Below are 14190 nucleotides of genomic sequence, written 5' to 3'. Positions count from 1 at the left end.
CCGTCCACCGAGACGGCGCAGCGATGTCGGTGCGCGCCGGGCGGGGTGTCCTGGAGCCTGAGCGGCCCGTTGCCGGGCCGTCGGTCCCGTGGCGTCGCCGCGGGACGCCGCATCCCTTCCCGTCGGTGAAGCAGGGACGCGGGGCGGATCAGGCATGCAGGACCACAGCGCGGCACCGCCCGCTCCCACCACCGTCTACGTCTGCGTCACCTGCCGGGCCGAGGGCGAGACCGATCCCGTCCGGGCGGGCCGGCGCCTGCACGACGCCCTGCAGGCCGAGTTCGGGCCCGATGCCGCCGTGGCGCTGGTGCCGGTCGAATGCCTCAGCGTGTGCCGGCGGCCCTGCACGGTGTCGTTCGCCGCGCCCGGCAAGTGGACCTACGTCTACGGCGACCTGCCGGCCGACGGGGCCGCCCCGGTGGTGGCCGAGGCTGCCCGCCTCTACGGCGCCGCCCCCGACGGGCTGATCCCCTGGAAGCTGCGCGCCGACCCCATCAAGCGCGGCGTCGTGGCCCGCGTGCCGCCCCTCCCCATCGCAGGAAACCCAGCATGAACGCGCTCGCCAAGGTCCCCGTGACGGTGGTGACCGGCTTCCTCGGGGCCGGCAAGACCACGCTGATCCGCCACCTGCTCGAAGGCGCCCACGGCCGCCGGCTGGCGCTCATCATCAACGAGTTCGGCGACGTCGGCGTCGACGGCGACATCCTGCGCTCCTGCGGCATCGAATCCTGCCCCGAGGAGAACATCGTGGAGCTCGCCAACGGCTGCCTGTGCTGCACGGTGGCGGACGACTTCGTGCCCGCCATCGAGGCGCTGCTGGCCCGCGAGCCGCGGCCCGACCACATCGTGGTGGAAACCAGCGGCCTCGCCCTGCCGAAGCCGCTGGTCAAGGCCTTCGACTGGCCGGCGATCCGCGCCCGCGTGACGGTCGACGGCGTGGTGGCGGTGGTGGACGGCGCCGCCGTCGCCGAGGGGCGCTTCGCCGACGATCCCGCCAAGCTCGCCGCCCAGCGCCAGGCCGACGGCGCCGTCGACCACGACAACCCGCTGGAGGAGGTCTACGAGGACCAGCTCCTGTGCGCCGACCTCGTCGTGCTCAACAAGGCGGACCTGCTTTCGGCCGCGCAGCTCGACGCCGTCGCGGCCGAGATCCGCGCCACGATCCCGCGTGCCGTGAAGCTCGTGCCGACCCGCGAGGGCCGCATCGACGCCGCCGTGCTGCTCGGCCTCGCCGCCGCCGCCGAGGACGACCTCGCCAACCGCCCCTCCCACCACGATGCCGAGGAGGGGCACGACCACGACGACTTCGACTCCTTCGTGCTCGACGTGCCCGCCCTCGACGATCCCGAAGCCTTCACGCGCAAGCTCGCCCTGGTGGCGGAGCGCCACGGCGTCCTGCGCACCAAGGGCTTCCTGGCCGTGGCCGGCAAGCCCATGCGGCTCCTGGTCCAGGGCGTCGGCACGCGCTTCCGCCAGCAGTTCGACCGCCCCTGGGCGCCCGGCGAGGAGCGGCGCGGCCGCCTCGTCGTCATCGGCGAGAAGGGGCTCGACCGGGCCGCCGTCGCCGTCGACATCGGGGCGTGACGGCGGGATAGGGTCGCGCCATGCATCTGCTGCCCACCATCCAAGGCACCCTGGATCCCGCGCCGGCCGCCGTCGACGTCGACCAGACGCCGGCGGACGTCCTCGTCCTGTCCTTCTCGGACGGCGACCTGGCGGCGCTGGCGGCGGCGGCGCGGGGCGACGCGGGGCTGCCGAGCCTGCGCCTCGCCGGCCTGAAGGCGCTGCAGCACCCCTATTCGGTCGACCTCTACGTCGAGAAGGTCGCGGCGCGCTCGCGCTTCGTGCTGGTCCGCATCCTCGGCGGCCTCGATTATTGGCGCTACGGGCTCGAGGAACTCGGCGCGGCGGCGCGGCGCCACGGCTTCGCGCTCGCCGCCGTGCCGGGCTGCGACCAGCTCGACCCGCGGCTCGACGCGCTCTCGACCCTGCCCGAGGCGGACCTGCGCCGGCTGTGGCGCTACTTCCGCGAGGGCGGTCCCGACAACCTGCGCCAGGCGCTGCGCTTCGTCGGCGCGCATCTCGGCCATGCCGCGCCCTGGGAGGAGCCCGTCGGGCTCCCGGCGGCGGCCGTCTCGGCCGCGCTGTCGCGCCCTCTCTGGCGCTCGGAGGCCGTGCCCTTCTCCCCACCGGGGAGAAGGTGGCGCGAAGCGCCGGATGAGGGGTCTGGGAGCGTTGCCGAACCCCTCATCCGCCCTGCCGGGCACCTTCTCCCCACAGGGGAGAAGGGCGCAAACCGCGACAGTCTGGAACCTCTGAACGAGACCCTTTTCCAGGAGCGGGTCGTTGCGCTGCAACCGGCTGATGCGTCTGAGGGCGCGGTGGACGCCGCGTCGGCTCGCCATGCACCACCCGCCCACGCTCTGCTGTGCTTCTACCGTTCGGCCCTGCTGGCCGGCGACACGGCGCCGGTGGAAGCGCTGTCCGACGCGCTGGCGGCCCGGGGGCTGCGCGTCACGGCGGTGTCGGTGACGAGCCTCAAGGACGCGGCGGCGGCCGAGGCCCTGGCGGCGCTGGTGGCGGCCGATCCGCCCGACGTCGTCCTCAACACCACGGCCTTCTCGGCCCGGCGCGGGGCGGGCGGCACCGTGCTCGACGGCGCCGACGCGCCCGTGTTCCAGGTGATCCAGTCGGGCAGCGACCGCGCCGCCTGGGCGGGGAGCGACCGGGGCCTGCGCAGCGCCGACCTCGCCATGAACGTCGTGCTGCCCGAGGTCGACGGCCGCGTCCTGGCGGGCGCGGTCTCGTTCAAGGAGGCCGGCGCCCCCGACCCGGAGCGCGAGTTCGCGCCCGTGCTGCATCGGCCGGAACCCGACCGCGTCGCCCATGTCGCCGACCTCGCGGCGGCCTGGGCCGGGCTGCGCCGCACGCCGCGCCCCGCCCGCAGGCTCGCCCTGGTGCTGTCCGACTATCCCGGCAAGGCGGGGCGCGGCGGCTACGCGGTGGGGCTCGACGCGCCCGCCAGCCTCGCCGCCATCGCGGCCTCGCTGGCTGGGGCCGGCTATTGCGTCGCGGCCGTCGCCGATCCCGCCGCCCTGATGGCGCATCTCACGGCCGGCGCGCCCGAGCCCCTGCTGCCGCTCGCCGCCTACGAGGGCGCCTTCGCGGCGCTGCCGGCCGCCTTCCGGGAGGCCGTCACGGCCCGGTGGGGCGCGCCCGGCGACGATCCCGCTCTGCGGGCCGGCGCCTTCGCCTACCCGGTCCACCGGGCCGGAAACCTGGTGGTGGCGCTGCAGCCCGACCGCGCCCGCACGGCGGACCGCCGCGCCGACTACCACGACACGGCGCTGCCGCCCTGCCACGCCTACATCGCCTTCTACGTCTGGCTGCGCGAGGCCGAGCGGGTCCACGCCATGATCCACCTCGGCACCCACGGCACGCTGGAATGGCTGCCCGGCAAGGCAGTGGCGCTGTCGGGCGCCTGCGCGCCCGAGGCGGTGCTGGGGCCCGTGCCGACCGTCTATCCCTTCATCGTCAGCGACCCGGGCGAGGCCGCGCAGGCCAAGCGCCGCATCGCCGCCGTCACGGTCGGGCACCTCACGCCGCCGTTGGTCGCCGCCGGCACGCACGGGGCGCTGGCCGAGGTCGAGGCCCTGTTCGACGAATATGCCGAGGCGCAGGGGCTCGACGCCCGGCGCGCCCGCCTGCTCGGCGCCGCCATCCTGGAGCGGGCCCGCGACGCCGGCCTGCTCGACGACTGCGGCATCGCCGCCGATGCCGTCCCGGATGCCGCGCTCGCCGGGCTCGACGCCTGGCTCTGCGACCTGAAGGAGGCCCGCATCGGCGACGGGCTGCACATCTTCGGCGGCGCGGACGCGCGCGAGGGCGGCTTCGCGGCCTGCGGGGCGGCCGAGACGGCGGGGCTGCTGGCCGCCCTCGACGGGCGCTTCGTGGCGCCCGGCCCGGCGGGCTCCCCAGCCGCCGGGCGCCTCGACGTGCTGCCGACCGGCCGCAACCTGTTCTCGGTCGACCCCCGCGCCGTGCCGACCCGCACCGCCGTCGAGATCGGCACGCGGGCCGCGGCCGAGTTCGCCACCCGCTACGCCCAGGACCACGGCGACTGGCCGCGCCGCCTCGTCATGGACCTGTGGGGCAGCGCCACGATGCGGACCGGCGGGGACGACCTCGCCCAGGCCCTGGCGCTGCTCGGCGTGCGGCCGCGCTGGCACCACGGCTCCACCCGCGTCGACGGCTTCGAGATCCTGCCGGCGGCGCGGCTCGACCGGCCCCGGGTCGACGTGACGCTGCGCATCTCGGGCCTGTTCCGCGACACGTTCCCCGAGCAGATCGCCCTCTTCGACGCCGCCGTGCGCGCCGTCGCGGCCCTCGACGAGGACTACGACACCAACCCCCTGGCGGCGGCCCGCCGCGCCGGGGAGGCCGAGCCCGACCGGGTCTTCGGCGGCGCCCCGGACAGCTACGGGATCGGCCTCGCCCGCGCGGTGGCGGCCGGCGGTTTCGAAACCCGCGCCGACCTCGGCGAGGGCTACCTGGCCGGCACGTCCCACGCCTATGGCGGCGCCGACGCGGCGGGACGCGCTTCGCCGGGGTTCCGGGCGCGGGTCGCGGCGGCCGAGGCCCACCTCCACGTTGCCGACCTGCCCGAGGTCGACCTGCTGTCCTCCGACACCTTCGCCGAGCACCAGGGCGGCTTCGCCGCCGCCGCGGCGGCGCTCGGCACGGCCCCGGCGCTCTACCACGCCGATGCCACCCAGCCGGGACGGCTCACGGTCCGCACGCTGCCCGAGGCGGTGGCCCGCGCGGTGCGGGCCCGCGCCGCCAACCCGCGCTGGATCGCCGGCCAGATGCGCCACGGCTTCCGCGGTGCCGCCGAGATCGCCGAGACCGTGGACGCGCTGTTCTGCTTCGCCGCCACCTCGGACGCCGCGCCGAGCCGCCACTTCGACCTGCTCTTCGACGCGACGCTCGGCGACGAGGCCGTGCGGGACTTCATGCTCGGCGCCAACCCCGCCGCGGCCCGGGCGACGGCCGCGCGCTTCGCCGAGGCGGCGGCGCGCGGGTACTGGCAATCCCGCCGCAACTCCACCGCCGCCATCCTGGCCGGCCTCGGGGCCGCCGCGTGAGCGCCCCGGCGGAGCTGCGCGTCGGTTGGTGCCCGGGCGCACTGCGCCCCATGGCCAGCGGCGACGGGCTGATCCTGCGGGTGAAGCCGCGCGGCGCCGCGCTGACGCTGCGCCAGGCGGGCGGCATCGCGGCGGTGGCGGCCCGGCACGGCAACGGCCTCCTCGACCTCACGACCCGGGCCAACCTGCAGGTCCGCGGCGTCTCCGAGGCGCGGCTCGCGGCCGCGACGGTGGAGCTCGACGCCCTCGGGTTGCTCGATGCCGATGCCGGCGCCGAGGGGCGCCGCAACGTGCTGGCCAGCCCGCTGATGGGGCTCGACCCCTCGGCCGCCGGCGACATCCGCGCCGCCGTCGCGAGCCTCGAGGAGCGCTTCGCCGCCGCGACCGCGCTGGCCGCGCTGCCGTCGAAGTTCGGCGTCGCGGTCTGCGGCGGCGGCCTGCTGCCGCTCGGCGCCGTCGCGGCCGACATCCGCTTCGACGCCGGCCCGGACTGGCGCTTCGCCCTGCGGCTCGACGGCGAGGACGCGGCCCTGGCCGCCGCGACGCCCGACGCGATGCCGGAGGTCGCCCTGCGCCTCGCCGCCGCCTTCGTGGCGGCGCGGCGGCGCGATCCCGGCCTGCGCCGCATGCGGGACCTCGTCGCCGCCGAGGGCGCGGCTGCGGTGTGCGGCGCGGCCGGTCTCGACGGTCTCGTCGGCGTGGCGCCGCCGCCCGGTGGCGCCGCTGCACATCGCGGCGCGGCCCCGGGCATCGGAGCCCTGGTGCTCGGCGACGGCACGACGGTTCTGGGCGTCGCCGCCGCCTTCGGCCGGCTCGACGCCGGGCAGCTCGATGCCCTGGTGACGGCGGCGCGGCGGGCCGGCGCCGCCGCGTTGCGGGTGACGCCCTGGCGCGCCCTGCTGGTGCCGGGCCTGTCCGCCCCGGGCGCGTCCGGCCTCGCCGCCTCCTGCGCCGACGCCGGCCTCGTGGTCGACCCGGCGGACCCGCGCCTGCGCGTCGCCGCCTGCACGGGCGCGGCGGGCTGCGCCCGCGGCTCGACGCCCGTGCTCGACCACGCCGCCCGCTTCGCCGGCCTCCTCGGCCCCGGCCAGGCCGGCGCCGGCATCGCGCTTCACGTGTCGGGCTGCGCCAAGGGCTGCGCCCATCCGGGGGCGGCGCCGCTGACCCTCGTCGCCGCGGCGGGCCGCTACGCCCTTGTGGCGGACGGCACGGCCGGCGACGAGCCGGTCGCGGCCGGGCTCGACCCCGAGGAAGCGCGCCGCCTCCTCAAGACCACGCTGCGATGGGACCGTCACCCGTGACCTATGATTACATCCGCGACGGCGCCGCCATCTACGCCCGGAGCTTCGCCATGATCCGCGCCGAAGCGGACCTGCGCGCCTTCGACCCGGTCGAGGAACCGGTGGCGGTGCGGATCATCCACGCCTGCGGCATGGTGGAGGCGGCGGCCGACATCCGCTTCGCGACCGGCGCGGTCGCGGCCGCCAAGGCGGCGCTGCGGGCCGGCGCGCCCGTGCTCTGCGACGTCCGCATGGTGGCGGACGGCGTGACGCGCCGCCGCCTGCCGGCCGGCAACGACGTGGTCTGTACGCTGAACGACCCGGAAGTGCCGGCGTTGGCGGCGCGGCTCGGCACCACGCGGACGGCGGCGGCCGTCGAACTCTGGCGCGACCGGATGGCCGGGGCCGTGGTGGCGATCGGCAACGCCCCGACGGCGCTGTTCCACCTGCTCGAGATGGTGGCGGCGGGCGCGCCGATGCCGGCCGCCGTCATCGGCATGCCGGTCGGCTTCGTGGGGGCGATGGAATCCAAGGAAGCGCTGCTCGCCTTTGCCCGCCTTCCCGCCCTCGTGGTGCGGGGCCGCAAGGGCGGCAGCGCCATGACGGCGGCGGCCGTCAACGCCCTGGCGAGCGACGCCGAATGACGCCGGGCCGCCTCGTCGGCGTCGGGCTCGGGCCGGGCGACCCCGACCTCCTGACCGTCAAGGCCGTGCGGGCGCTCGAAGCCGCGCCCGTCGTGAGCTATTTCGCCAAGGCGGGGCGGCGCGGCAATGCCCGCACCATCGCGGACCGCTGGATCCCGGCCGGGGCCGAGGAACTGCCGCTGCACTATCCCGTGACGGTGGAGATCCCCTTCGACCACCCCGACTACGCCGCGGCCCTGTCGCGCTTCTATGCCGAAGCCGCCGACCGGCTCGCCGGCCATCTCGACGCGGGCCGCGACGTGGCGCTGCTGTGCGAGGGGGATCCGCTGTTCTACGGCTCCTTCATGCACCTCTACGTGCGGCTGCGCGACCGCTTCCCCTGCGCCATCGTGCCGGGCGTCACCGGCATGTCGGGCTGCTGGACGGCGGCCGGCGAGCCCATGACCTGGGGCGACGACGTGCTCACCGTGGTGCCGGGCACGCTGGCGGCCGAGCCGCTGCTGGCGCGGCTCGCCGCGGCGGATGCCGCCGTGGTGATGAAGCTCGGCCGCAACCTCCCCAAGGTGCGGGCCGCGCTCGCCGCCGCGGGGCTGCTGGAGCGCGCCCTCTACGTCGAGCGCGGAACCATGGCGGCGGAGGCGGTGATGCGGCTGGCCGACAAGCCCGACGACGTGGCGCCGTATTTCTCGGTGGTGCTGGTCCCCGGCCGGGGGCGGCGGCCGTGACGGGACGGCACGCGCCGGGCCATGGTGCCCTTCTCCCCAGCGGGGAGAAGCTGCCCGGCAGGGCGGATGAGGTTTGCCAGGGCGCCGCCAAACCCCTCATCCCCGCCGTGCGGACCTTCTCCCCGCAGGGGAGAAGGGCGAACCTCCCGGGCTCGCGGCCGTACCGGTCCGTCTCCGGCACCTTTCCGGCAGGCAGCGCGGTCCTGCCCTTCTCCCCTCTGGGGAGAAGGTGGCGCGAAGCGCCGGATGAGGTTTGCCAGGGCGCCGCAAAACCCCTCATCCCCGCTGTGCGGACCTTCTCCCCGCAGGGGAGAAGGGCGAACCTCCCGGGCTCGCGGCCGTGCCGGTCCGTCTCCGGCACCTTTCCGGCAGGCAGCGCGGTCCTGTCCTTCTCCCCTCTGGGGAGAAGGTGGCGCGAAGCGCCGGATGAGGGGTGCCGGGGCGCCGCAAAGCCCCTCATCCCCACCGTGCGGACCTTCCCCCCGCAGGGGAGAAGGGCGAACCTCCGGGCGGTCGCGCCATGACCGCCGGCACCCTCGCCGTGGTCGGGCTCGGGCCCGGCACCGCCGACTGGCGGCTGCCCGAGGCCGAAGTGGCCCTCGCCGCCGCCACCGACCTCGTCGGCTACATCCCCTACGTGGAACGGGTGCCGGAGCGGCCGGGCCTGATCCGCCACGCGTCCGACAACCGCGTCGAGATCGACCGCGCCCGCCACGCCTTCGCGCTGGCCCTGGAGGGCCGCCACGTCGCCGTCGTGTCGGGCGGCGACCCCGGCGTCTTCGCCATGGCGGCGGCGGTGTTCGAGGCGCTGGAGGGCGAACCCGCCTTCCGCGCCGTGCCGGTCCGGGTCGTGCCCGGCCTTTCCGCCATGCAGGCGGCGGCGGCCCGGCTCGGCGCGCCGCTCGGCCACGACTTCTGCGCCATGTCGCTCAGCGACAACCTCAAGCCCTGGGACGTGGTGCTGCGCCGGCTCACGGCGGTGGCGCAGGGCGACTTCGTGCTGGCGCTCTACAACCCCGCCTCGAAGGCCCGGCCCACGCGGCTCGGCGAAGCCTTCGGGCACCTGCGCGCCCTGAAGGACGCCGCCACGCCCGTCGCCTTCGCCCGGGCGATCGGCCGGCCGGACGAGCGCATCCACCTCACCAGCCTCGGTGAGGCCGATCCCGCGCTGGTCGACATGGCGACCCTGGTGGTGATCGGGTCGAGCGAGACCCGCTGGGTGGCGGGGGCCGACGGGCGGCGCTGGATGCTGACGCCGCGCAGCTACGGCATGGCCCGGCCGTGAGCCCGCGCGTCGATCCAGGCCAGCACGTCGGGGAGCGCGACGGCTTCGTCGCGCGGCCCCGCCGCGGTGGGCCGCGCGACCAGCACGACGCCGATCCCCAAGGCGCGGGCGGCCGCGAGCTTCGCCGCCGCCGCCGGGCCGCCGCTGTTCTTGGTGACCAGCGTCTCGACCGCCTCGCCCGCCATCAGCGCCGTCTCGTCGGCGAGGCGGAACGGGCCGCGGTCGAGCACGACGCGATGCTCGGGCGGCAGGTCCCCGGGCGCCGGCGGGTCGATGCTGCGGATGAGGTAGCGGTGCTGCGGCGCCGCCCGGAAGGCCGCGAGGCCGAGGCGGCCCACGGTGAGAAGCACGCGCCGCGGCGGCCCGCCGAGGGCGCGGGCCGCGGCGTCGAGGTCCGGCACGCCGGTCCAGCGGTCGCCGGGGCCGGGCTGCCAGGGCGGGCGGGTGAAGGCCAGCAGCGGCAGGCCGAGCCGGCCGCAGGCCTCCGCCGCATGGGCCGAGATGCGGGCCGCGAAGGGATGGGTGGCGTCCACCACCGCTTCCTGGCGCTCGCGTTCGAGATAGTCCGACAGGCCCGCCACCCCGCCGAAGCCGCCGATGCGGTGCGGGATCGGGGGCAGGGCGGGGTGGGCGGTGCGGCCCGCCAGCGACAGCACGGGCCGCAGGTCGTGCCGGCCCGCCAGGGCTGCGGCGAGGGCCGTGGCTTCGGTGGTGCCGCCGAGGATCAGGAGCTTCATGGGCCGGGGAGGGTCGGGTGAGCGCGGAACCCTGGCTGACGCTGGTCGGCATCGGCGAGGACGGGGTCGACGGCCTCTCTCGTGGCGCGCGGGACGCGCTGGCGCAAGCCGCGCTGGTCGTCGGCGGCCGGCGCCACCTCGCCCTGGCGGGTCCGGTGCCGGGCGAAACCCTGGCCTGGACATCGCCCATGGCCGACACCTATCCGGCCATCCTGGCGCGGCGCGGCACGCCCGTCGCCGTGCTGGCGAGCGGCGACCCCTTCTGCCACGGCGTCGGCGGGGTGCTGGCGCGGCATGTGCCGGCGGCCGAAACCCGCTGCTTCCCGCAGCCCTCAGCCTTCAGCCTCGCCACGGCCCGCATGGGATGGGCGCAGCAGGACTGCGCCCTCGTGTCGCTCTGCGGCCGGCCGCTCGAAACCCTGGTGCCGGCGCTGCGGCCGGGGGCCCGCGTGGTGGCGCTGTCCGCCGATGCCGCGACGCCCGGCCGCGTCGCGGCGCTGCTGCGCGAGCGCGGCTTCGGCGCCGCGACCGTCACGGTGCTGGAGGCCATGGGCGGACCGCGCGAGCGGGTGCGGGCGGCAGGCGCCGAGGGCTTCGCGCTCGACGGGATCGACCCCCTGAACACGCTCGCCCTCGCGGTGGCGGGGCCGGGCAGGTCGCTGTCCCTGGTGCCGGGGCGCCCCGATGCGCTCTTCGACCACGACGGGCAGATCACCAAGGCCGACATCCGCGCCGTGACGCTCGCCCGCCTGGCGCCGCTGCCCGGCGAGGTGCTGTGGGACGTCGGGGCCGGATCGGGGTCGGTGGCGATCGAATGGATGCTGGCCCACCCGGCGAACCGTGCCCATGCCGTCGAGCGGCACCCCGACCGCGCGGCCCGCATCCGCCACAACGCCGCGACGCTGGGCGTGCCGGATCTGTCGGTCGTCGACGGCGCCGCGCCGGCGGCGCTGGCCGGCCTGCCGCGGCCCGACGCCATTTTCGTCGGCGGCGGCGCCACGGGGGCGGGCGTGCTCGACGCCTGCGCGGCGGCGCTGAAGCCCGGCGGCCGCCTCGTCGTCAGCGCCGTCACGATCGAGACCCAGGCGCTGCTGATCGCGCGCTTCCGGCGCGACGGGGGCCGGCTCGCCACCCTGTCGACCGCCGAGGCCGACCCCGTCGGCAGCTTCCACGGCTGGCGGCCCGCCATGCCGGTGACGCATTGGACCTGGATCAAGCCGTGAGCGGTGACGCGCGACACCCGGCGGGCGCTGCCCTCCTCCCGCCCGTCTCGGAGGGGAGAAGGCCTTTCCGCCTCGCCATCGGCCTGGGGTTCCGCAAGGCCGCCACCCCCGAGGCGCTCGTCGCCCTCGTCCACCATGCCCTGTCCCGGCTGCCCCCGGACCTTGCCGGGGCGCCCGCCGTGCTCGCCACCATCGCCGAGAAGGACCGGCCCGCGCTGCGCGAGGCCGCGGCCCGACTCGGCCTCGCCGTCGCCATCCTGCCCAAGGCGTCGCTGCGCGACCCCGATGACCGCATCACGGTCGCGTCCGCCGCCGCCCGCGCGTGCCTCGGCATCCCGTCGGTCGCGGAAGCCTCCGCCCTCGCCGCCGCCGGGGCGGGGGCGCGGCTCGCCGTGGCGCGCATCGCGTCCGATACCGCCACCTGCGCCATCGCGTTCCGGGAGGAGCCATGACGGTCCACTTCATCGGCGCCGGTCCCGGCGCGCCCGACCTCATCACGCTGCGGGGCCGCGATCTGCTGGCGCGCTGCCCCGTCTGCCTCTTCGCGGGCTCGCTGGTGCCGCGGGCGCTGCTCGACCATTGTCCGCCGGGCGCCCGCATCGTCGACACGGCGCCGCTCGACCTCGACGCCATCCCGGCCGAGATCGCGGCGGCCCACGCGGCCGGGATGGACGTGGCGCGGCTCCATTCTGGCGACCTGTCGGTGTGGAGCGCCATGGGCGAGCAGCTGCGCCGCCTGCGCGGGCTCGGCATCCCCGTCACGGTGACGCCGGGCGTGCCCGCCTTCGCGGCGGCGGCGGCGGCGCTCGGCGCCGAGCTGACGCTGCCGGGCGTGGCGCAGTCGCTCGTGCTCACCCGCACGTCGGGCCGCGCCTCCGCCATGCCGGAGGGCGAACGGCTGGCGGCCTTCGCCGCCACCGGCGCCACCCTGGCGCTCCACCTGTCGATCCATGCGCTCGACCGCGTCGTGGCTGAGCTGCTGCCGGTGCACGGCGCCGACATGCCGGTCGCCGTGGTGGTGCGGGCCTCCTGGCCCGAGCAGCGGATCGTCCGCGGCACGCTCGGCACCATCGCGGGCCTGATGGCGACCGAGCCGGCCGAGCGCACCGCCCTGATCCTCGTCGGCCGGGCCCTGACGGCCGAGGACTTCCGCGACAGCGCCCTCTACGACGCCGACTACCACCGCCGCTTCCGCGGGGGCACCGGGCCTTGAGCCCGTCAGCCCGCCCGCGCCACCAGCCGGCCCGTGCGGTCGAACAGCGCGACGTCGAGGCCTTCGCTCCGGCCGAGGCAGGCCGCGGCCGTGGCGAGCGCCGCCCCGGCGATCTCGGCGCCGAGCGCGACACCCTCGGCTTCCGCGAGGCCGAAGGCTTCGGCGGCGGTGTTGCTGGCGAGGATGGCCTGCGCCAGGGCCGGGCCGCCCCCGGCGGCGCGGGCGCGCCCGGCCAGGAAGCCGCGATCCACCTCGCCGCGCTTCGAGTGGAGGTCGAGCAGGCCCTGGGCCAGCTTGGTCATCTTGGCGACGCCCCCCGCCACCGTGACGCGCGCGACGGGGTGGCGGCGCAGGTATTTCAGCATGCCGCCGACGAAGTCGCCCATGTCGATCAGCGCCGGCTCGGCGAGGCCGTGCAGCGCCCTGACGGCGACCTCCGACGTGTTGCCGGTGGCGCCCGCGACATGGCCGAGCCCCAGCGCCCGCGCCACGTCGATGCCGCGGTGGATCGTGTCGATCCAGGCCGCGCAGCTGTAGGGCACCACGATGCCGGTCGTGCCGAGGATCGACAGGCCGCCCACGATGCCGAGCCGGCCGTTCAGCGTGCGCTCGGCGAGAAGCGCCCCGCCCGGGACGGCGAGTTCCACGTCGGCGTCGGGCGCCACACCCAGCAGCTCCGCGGCTTCCGCGATGGCGGCCCGGATCATGGCGCGGGGCACGGGGTTGATGGCGGGCTCGCCGGGGGGGATGGGCAGGCCGGGCCGCGTCACCGTGCCGACGCCCTCGCCGGCCCGGAAGACGACGCCGGCGCCGGCCGGCGCGGGCCGCACGGTTGCGACCACGAGCGCCCCGTGCGTCACGTCCGGGTCGTCGCCCGCGTCCTTGACGATCCCGGCCCGGGCCCAGCCGTCGCCGACCTCGCCGAGCGCCAGCGCGAAGGCGACGCGCGCCCCGCCCGGCAGCGCGATCTCCACGGGGTCGGGGTGGCCCGCGCCGTGCAACGCCGCGAAGGCGGCGCGCGCCGCCGCCGTGGCGCAGGCGCCCGTGGTCCAGCCGCGGCGGAGGGTGGGGTCGGTCATCGCCTCATGATGTATGGTGCCGAAGCGCCCGCACAAAGGAAAACGCATTGCCGGCCGTGAACGACCCGCTCGCCACCCTCGACGCCGCCGGCGCCCTGCCGCGTTTCGCGCCCGGCACCGTGTGGCTCTGCGGCGCCGGGCCGGGGGACCCCGGCCTGCTGACGCTGCATGCCCTGCACGCGCTGCGCAGCGCCGACGCCATCGTCTACGACGCCCTGGTGTCCGAGGCCGTCATGGGCTTCGCCGGGCCGGAGGCGGCGCGGGAATTCGCCGGCAAGCGGGGCGGCAAGCTGTCGCCCAAGCAGGGCGACATCACCGACCGGCTGATCGAGCTCGCGCGGGCCGGCAAGCGCGTGCTGCGGCTGAAGGGCGGCGACCCCTTCGTCTTCGGCCGCGGCGGCGAGGAGGCGCTCGACCTCACCCGCGCCGGCGTGCCGTTCCGCATCGTGCCGGGCGTCACGGCCGGCATCGGCGGCCTCGCCTATGCCGGCATCCCGGCCACGACGCGCGACACCAACACGGGCGTCATCCTGATGACGGGCCACCTCGCCAAGGCGGACGCGCCGCGCGACTGGGCCTCGATCGCCCGCACCGGCCTGCCGCTGATCCTCTACATGGCGATGACCCATCTCGACGACATCGCGGCCGACCTCGTCGCGGGCGGGCTCGCCCCCGACACGCCCGTCGCCATCGTGTCGGACGCCACCACGCCGCGCCAGCGCGTGCTGGTGACGACGCTGGCCGAGGCCCGGGCGGCGGCCGACCGGGACGGGTTCAGGTCCCCCGCCATCGTGGCGGTGGGGTCCATCGTGGCGCTGCGGGCGCTGCTCGTCGGCGGCATGACGGGCCTGCCCGCGTGA

Annotated in this window: 13 protein-coding genes; 11 read left to right on the top strand and 2 right to left on the bottom strand. The window is 76.8% G+C overall.

Annotation, left to right across the window (positions count from 1 at the left end):
- The first annotated feature begins 154 nt into the window (after positions 1 to 154).
- The 7 genes from D3272_RS16070 to cobJ all read left to right on the top strand — a co-directional run bounded on the left by D3272_RS16070 (position 155) and on the right by cobJ (position 9078).
- A complete protein-coding gene (locus D3272_RS16070; protein WP_129220223.1) occupies positions 155 to 553 on the top strand; it encodes a DUF1636 family protein in 399 nt (132 codons plus the stop codon).
- Complete coding sequence (gene cobW, locus D3272_RS16065) at positions 550 to 1584, top strand: cobalamin biosynthesis protein CobW (protein WP_129220222.1); 1035 nt, start codon at positions 550 to 552, stop codon at positions 1582 to 1584. The genes D3272_RS16070 and cobW overlap by 4 nt, the downstream gene beginning before the upstream one ends.
- A 20-nt stretch (positions 1585 to 1604) precedes the next feature.
- On the top strand, positions 1605 to 5144 hold the full coding sequence (gene cobN / locus D3272_RS16060) for a cobaltochelatase subunit CobN (protein WP_129220221.1): 3540 nt from the start codon (positions 1605 to 1607) through the stop codon (positions 5142 to 5144).
- Complete coding sequence (gene cobG, locus D3272_RS16055) at positions 5141 to 6445, top strand: precorrin-3B synthase (RefSeq protein WP_129220220.1); 1305 nt, start codon at positions 5141 to 5143, stop codon at positions 6443 to 6445. Before cobN ends, cobG begins: the two co-directional genes overlap by 4 nt.
- On the top strand, positions 6427 to 7068 hold the full coding sequence (locus D3272_RS16050; RefSeq protein ID WP_207210225.1) for a precorrin-8X methylmutase: 642 nt from the start codon (positions 6427 to 6429) through the stop codon (positions 7066 to 7068). The genes cobG and D3272_RS16050 overlap by 19 nt, the downstream gene beginning before the upstream one ends.
- Positions 7065 to 7793, top strand: a complete 729-nt coding sequence (locus tag D3272_RS16045; protein WP_129220218.1) for a precorrin-2 C(20)-methyltransferase — start codon at positions 7065 to 7067, stop codon at positions 7791 to 7793. Before D3272_RS16050 ends, D3272_RS16045 begins: the two co-directional genes overlap by 4 nt.
- Positions 7794 to 8313: 520 nt before the next feature.
- Complete coding sequence (gene cobJ, locus D3272_RS16040; protein WP_129220217.1) at positions 8314 to 9078, top strand: precorrin-3B C(17)-methyltransferase; 765 nt, start codon at positions 8314 to 8316, stop codon at positions 9076 to 9078.
- On the opposite strand, the gene D3272_RS16035 is transcribed toward cobJ, so the two are convergent.
- Positions 9057 to 9815, bottom strand: coding sequence for a cobalt-precorrin-6A reductase (locus D3272_RS16035; RefSeq protein ID WP_129220216.1), 759 nt, complete (start codon positions 9813 to 9815; stop codon positions 9057 to 9059). The two genes, cobJ and D3272_RS16035, sit on opposite strands and share 22 nt — an antisense overlap.
- A 17-nt stretch (positions 9816 to 9832) precedes the next feature.
- On the opposite strand from D3272_RS16035, the gene cbiE reads away from it, so the two are divergent.
- Genes cbiE through cobM form a run of 3 tightly spaced genes read left to right on the top strand, consistent with a single transcriptional unit; the run spans position 9833 to position 12251 of the window.
- Positions 9833 to 11038 carry a precorrin-6y C5,15-methyltransferase (decarboxylating) subunit CbiE gene (cbiE, locus tag D3272_RS16030; protein WP_245496608.1) on the top strand — a complete coding sequence of 402 codons (1206 nt, stop codon included), beginning with the start codon at positions 9833 to 9835 and terminating at the stop codon, positions 11036 to 11038.
- Positions 11035 to 11490 carry a cobalamin biosynthesis protein gene (locus tag D3272_RS16025; RefSeq protein ID WP_129220215.1) on the top strand — a complete coding sequence of 152 codons (456 nt, stop codon included), beginning with the start codon at positions 11035 to 11037 and terminating at the stop codon, positions 11488 to 11490. The genes cbiE and D3272_RS16025 overlap by 4 nt, the downstream gene beginning before the upstream one ends.
- Positions 11487 to 12251: a precorrin-4 C(11)-methyltransferase gene (cobM, locus tag D3272_RS16020; protein WP_129220214.1), complete on the top strand. Its 765-nt coding sequence runs from the start codon at positions 11487 to 11489 to the stop codon at positions 12249 to 12251. Before D3272_RS16025 ends, cobM begins: the two co-directional genes overlap by 4 nt.
- Before the next feature lie 5 nt (positions 12252 to 12256).
- Here the strand turns inward: cobM and D3272_RS16015 are convergent, their stop codons facing one another.
- On the bottom strand, positions 12257 to 13330 hold the full coding sequence (locus D3272_RS16015; protein ID WP_207210224.1) for a cobalt-precorrin-5B (C(1))-methyltransferase: 1074 nt from the start codon (positions 13328 to 13330) through the stop codon (positions 12257 to 12259).
- 56 nt (positions 13331 to 13386) lie between these two features.
- Between D3272_RS16015 and cobA the strand changes: the two genes are divergently transcribed.
- Positions 13387 to 14190: a uroporphyrinogen-III C-methyltransferase gene (cobA, locus tag D3272_RS16010; protein ID WP_129220307.1), complete on the top strand. Its 804-nt coding sequence runs from the start codon at positions 13387 to 13389 to the stop codon at positions 14188 to 14190.

Source organism: Lichenibacterium ramalinae (genome assembly GCF_004137085.1).
In the GTDB taxonomy this organism is placed as follows: domain Bacteria; phylum Pseudomonadota; class Alphaproteobacteria; order Rhizobiales; family Beijerinckiaceae; genus Lichenihabitans; species Lichenihabitans ramalinae.
This window is presented reverse-complemented; position numbering and strand designations above follow the sequence as displayed.